The organism is Alteromonas antoniana (genome assembly GCF_019249295.1).
Taxonomy (GTDB): Bacteria; Pseudomonadota; Gammaproteobacteria; order Enterobacterales; family Alteromonadaceae; genus Alteromonas; species Alteromonas antoniana.
In genome coordinates this window covers 1-3,160 of the sequence record NZ_JAESDH010000057.1, presented here as the reverse complement: position 1 = coordinate 3,160, position 3,160 = coordinate 1, and the positions used below count along the sequence as shown (strand labels likewise).

General features: G+C 53.2%; 5 protein-coding genes. 4 read left to right on the top strand and 1 reads right to left on the bottom strand.

Translation table 11 applies throughout. From position 1 onward, the window contains the following. Positions 1–105: 105 nt before the first annotated feature. Complete coding sequence (locus JKP77_RS21955) at positions 106–282, bottom strand: hypothetical protein (protein WP_218313313.1); 177 nt, start codon at positions 280–282, stop codon at positions 106–108. Between the two features lie 498 nt (positions 283–780). Between JKP77_RS21955 and JKP77_RS21950 the strand changes: the two genes are divergently transcribed. The 4 genes from JKP77_RS21950 to JKP77_RS21935 are packed head-to-tail and all read left to right on the top strand — an operon-like array spanning position 781 to position 3,121. Further along, the gene (locus tag JKP77_RS21950; protein ID WP_218313312.1) at positions 781–1,311 is read left to right on the top strand and encodes a hypothetical protein; all 531 of its coding nucleotides are present in this window, start codon (positions 781–783) and stop codon (positions 1,309–1,311) included. A gap of 5 nt (positions 1,312–1,316) precedes the next feature. Continuing rightward, positions 1,317–2,315: a tyrosine-type recombinase/integrase gene (locus JKP77_RS21945; protein WP_218313311.1), complete on the top strand. Its 999-nt coding sequence runs from the start codon at positions 1,317–1,319 to the stop codon at positions 2,313–2,315. Positions 2,316–2,333: 18 nt separating this feature from the next. Continuing rightward, positions 2,334–2,831, top strand: a complete 498-nt coding sequence (locus JKP77_RS21940; RefSeq protein ID WP_218313310.1) for a hypothetical protein — start codon at positions 2,334–2,336, stop codon at positions 2,829–2,831. A gap of 23 nt (positions 2,832–2,854) precedes the next feature. Next, on the top strand, positions 2,855–3,121 hold the full coding sequence (locus tag JKP77_RS21935; protein ID WP_218313309.1) for a hypothetical protein: 267 nt from the start codon (positions 2,855–2,857) through the stop codon (positions 3,119–3,121). Positions 3,122–3,160: the final 39 nt, after the last annotated feature.

The following is a 3,160-nucleotide window of genomic DNA, read 5'->3' as shown; positions in this document are numbered from 1 at the left end:
TACGATATTTACCTAATTTGCCACACTTATAAGTAGTAACCCACCTCCGCAGCCATTTATTGGTGTGGTCTACAGAGAATTATGTCTTTTTAGAGGGGAAAATCCCTAGAACCCCGAGATATTCCTCGCATCAATCAATGTGTCGTTGTCACCGAGAACGTACATCTCCTTCACTTCAAGTCGCAGGTAAGACTCGGTGTCATCCAGCACCGTAACCTTGGCCGCAGCATTACTCGCCATCGAGACCAGTATGGCCGTGCATAAAAAAATCATTTTGCTCATTCGTTATCTCACTCCAATCTCGCGACCGAACCATTCCTTCAGGATACCGGCATCGAGAAAAATGCAACCTAACCGTATTACGGTAATTACGGTTATGATAATAACGGTAATATCATAGATCGTCTACTTATTAAAATGTATCTTTGAAAAAGTAGAGATTATAGAGTAGGGTAACTGGTGGTATTGCTCGTTAGAAATTGAGGAGGACGCATTGCCGAAGCAGCAGTTATCGAATTACTGCGTGGCCGAGATTACGGACACGCGGATCATCCTTGTGGACCGGGATGAAGGTCGCTCAGTTACGAATGATGCAGAGCGCGTCGTTCGCCAACTCGACGAAAGCATCAGAGGTGGCATCGGTCATAGGAAGGTTTACTACCGAGATACTGATGGCCGGTTCGATGAGCTGATAACAGAAGGTGGTCGTTTCGTCCGGTTTAGCCCTTGTACTGAAGGCCAGCAGCATCAGCTCAGTGCCGCTCTCGGGACAGTCTCGTTATGAAAGTGGTCACATTTCTAAGTCAGGCGGAAGCGGAGCGCATGACTCCCACACCAGGTAGCGCGATCATCTCCATCACCGACCCAGACAAGCCATTGGCCGCCCTTCCCCGCTGGGAGTCCGTTTACCGAGAATCGTTCTACGATGGGGGTTACTCAGAGTCCACGATAAAGGCGATGAAGGGAGCCTTCAGGCTCAACTACGCCTCCTACATCTGCTCTGGGCAAGCCCGCAAACTGGCAAGCCATATTGATGACCTGGTGGCCGCTGGTCGCGAGGAAATCTTCGTTCACTGCTATTTTGGCGAGTCCAGGAGCGGTGCTGTGGCGAAGTACCTCCAGGACAAGCACGGCTACACCCCGAATAAAGAGATTCGCAAGCCGAACAGAACGGTTTACGAGCTGCTGACGGATCCAGACAAATACGAACCGTTGATACAAAGCCTCGAAACGCAAGATATATGCGCGGAAAGGAGCTTGGCGAGCAAAATGTGGTATTGGGTGCTGGTTGCAGCGGGCGTTAAGAGGTAGCAATTATGTCCCATCAGAACAATGACCGCGGGCAAGAGCCGACCTTCCTACCTGCATCGCCAACATTTGCGGCCCTTAGCGCTGAAGCGGCAGGAACCAGCGTTGGCGCTGTCGAAAAGAATCCCGCAATATCCTATCTAATGAGCCTCCAGGCTGAGTCGAGCCGTTTGTCTATGGGGTCGTTCCTCAACAATATGGCAAGAATGATGGGGTTTGAGAGCCTGCGGAACTGCCCGTGGGGAATGCTTCGTAGACACCATGTTCAAGCCATCCTGACGATGTTGAGTGACGCCGCAAAAGCGCCAGCTACCATTAACAACTACTTGGCGGCCATCAAAGGCGTCGCGCTCGAAGCATGGACCCTCAAGCTCATTGATACCGATTCCTACCAGCATATAAAGCAGGTCAAGTCAGTTCGTGGCTCTCGTCTTCCAAAGGGGAGAGCACTGGATCCTGCTGAAGTCAGGCAACTTTTTTTCACATGTGAAAGCGACACCTCTGCAATTGGGGTCCGCGACGGCGCGATTCTTTCCATACTGGTTGGCTGCGGCCTGCGTCGAGCAGAAGTTGTGGCCCTCAATTTGTCCGACTACGACCGCAAGGAGCGCTCTCTGAAGGTTCTGGGCAAAGGCAACAAGGAACGACTGGCCTTTCTTCCAGACGGAGCTTTCCGACGCCTGGAGGTATGGGTAGAGGAGGTGCGAGGCGATGTTCCTGGACCACTATTTTCTCGTGTGCGCCGGTATGACGACCTGACCTATGACCGTCTTTCAAGCCAGGCTGTCTACCACATCCTTAACACGCGCAGAGTTCAGGCCGGTATTGAAAAGTGCGCTCCCCACGACCTCCGGCGAACCTTTGCGTCCTCGATGCTGGGCAATGGGGAAGACCTCATTACAGTAAAAGACGCCATGGGCCATGCAAGTCTCACGACAACCCAGAAATACGACTTCCGAGGCAACGAGCGGCTGCGAGACGCCAGCAAGCGCCTGGATATTGGCTAAGGCATCGAGGAGCAGACCATGACACACCAAGAAGGTTTTGGGGAAACACTGAAGTTCTATGCCGACCGACACCCGGATCCTGGCAAACGGACAGCGTTGAATGTCCAATACACCTATAGCCGCAGCGGCAGAGAGACGGTCAGCGTTGAGATGGTGCAAATTCAACAAGCCGGAGCGCCGCCTGACTGGGGAAGTAAGGTTATCGTGCAACTGACGCAGGGAGAGTTAACGGCCTTCTGTAGCGTTCTCTTCGGTCTGCGGCCAGAGATGAAAGGTTCATACCACGGCGACGCGCACAACAAGGGGGTGGCCGCGTACAATAACGGCCAAAAAGGTGCATCCATATCCGTGTCAGAGAAGGGCCGCCAGCTTCATCACATGCTTCAACCGGACGACCGGCTAGACCTCGGCGTATTCGTTTTGAGACGCCTTGCAGAAGGCTGGAGGGTTTCCCCATCAGATGCAATAGCGCTGCTTCGCCAAGCTGCCTGGATGGAGCGGTCCTCGCAACAGTAAACCATCGACAAACAGGAGAATTCATGCAAATCGACATTCACCCCGAGGTGCTCAAGGAGCTGGAGTACCTGGTGGAGTTACATCAGCGCCACGGAGCCCCAAACGCACAGGCCAACGTGGACGACCTGGTGGCGTTTGTGTTGGCGAGCATAGCTGATGGCAGCCGACGCCCCGGCGCATGGGAACGGCAGTTACTGGAGCTAATGGGCCTTGTGGCCGAATCCGAAGAGCACCAGCAATACCGTTCGCATTATGGGGTTCTAGGGATTTTCCCCTCTAAAAAGACTTAATCCTCTGTAGACCACACCAATAAATGGCTGCGGAGGTGG

What these genes read in the sequence shown, in the direction of transcription:
- JKP77_RS21955 (WP_218313313.1), bottom strand. Translation starts at nt 282, where the DNA reads ATGAGCAAAATGATTTTTTTATGCACGGCCATACTGGTCTCGATGGCG.
- JKP77_RS21950 (WP_218313312.1), top strand. Translation starts at nt 781, where the DNA reads ATGAAAGTGGTCACATTTCTAAGTCAGGCGGAAGCGGAGCGCATGACT.
- JKP77_RS21945 (WP_218313311.1), top strand. Translation starts at nt 1,317, where the DNA reads ATGTCCCATCAGAACAATGACCGCGGGCAAGAGCCGACCTTCCTACCT.
- JKP77_RS21940 (WP_218313310.1), top strand. Translation starts at nt 2,334, where the DNA reads ATGACACACCAAGAAGGTTTTGGGGAAACACTGAAGTTCTATGCCGAC.
- JKP77_RS21935 (WP_218313309.1), top strand. Translation starts at nt 2,855, where the DNA reads ATGCAAATCGACATTCACCCCGAGGTGCTCAAGGAGCTGGAGTACCTG.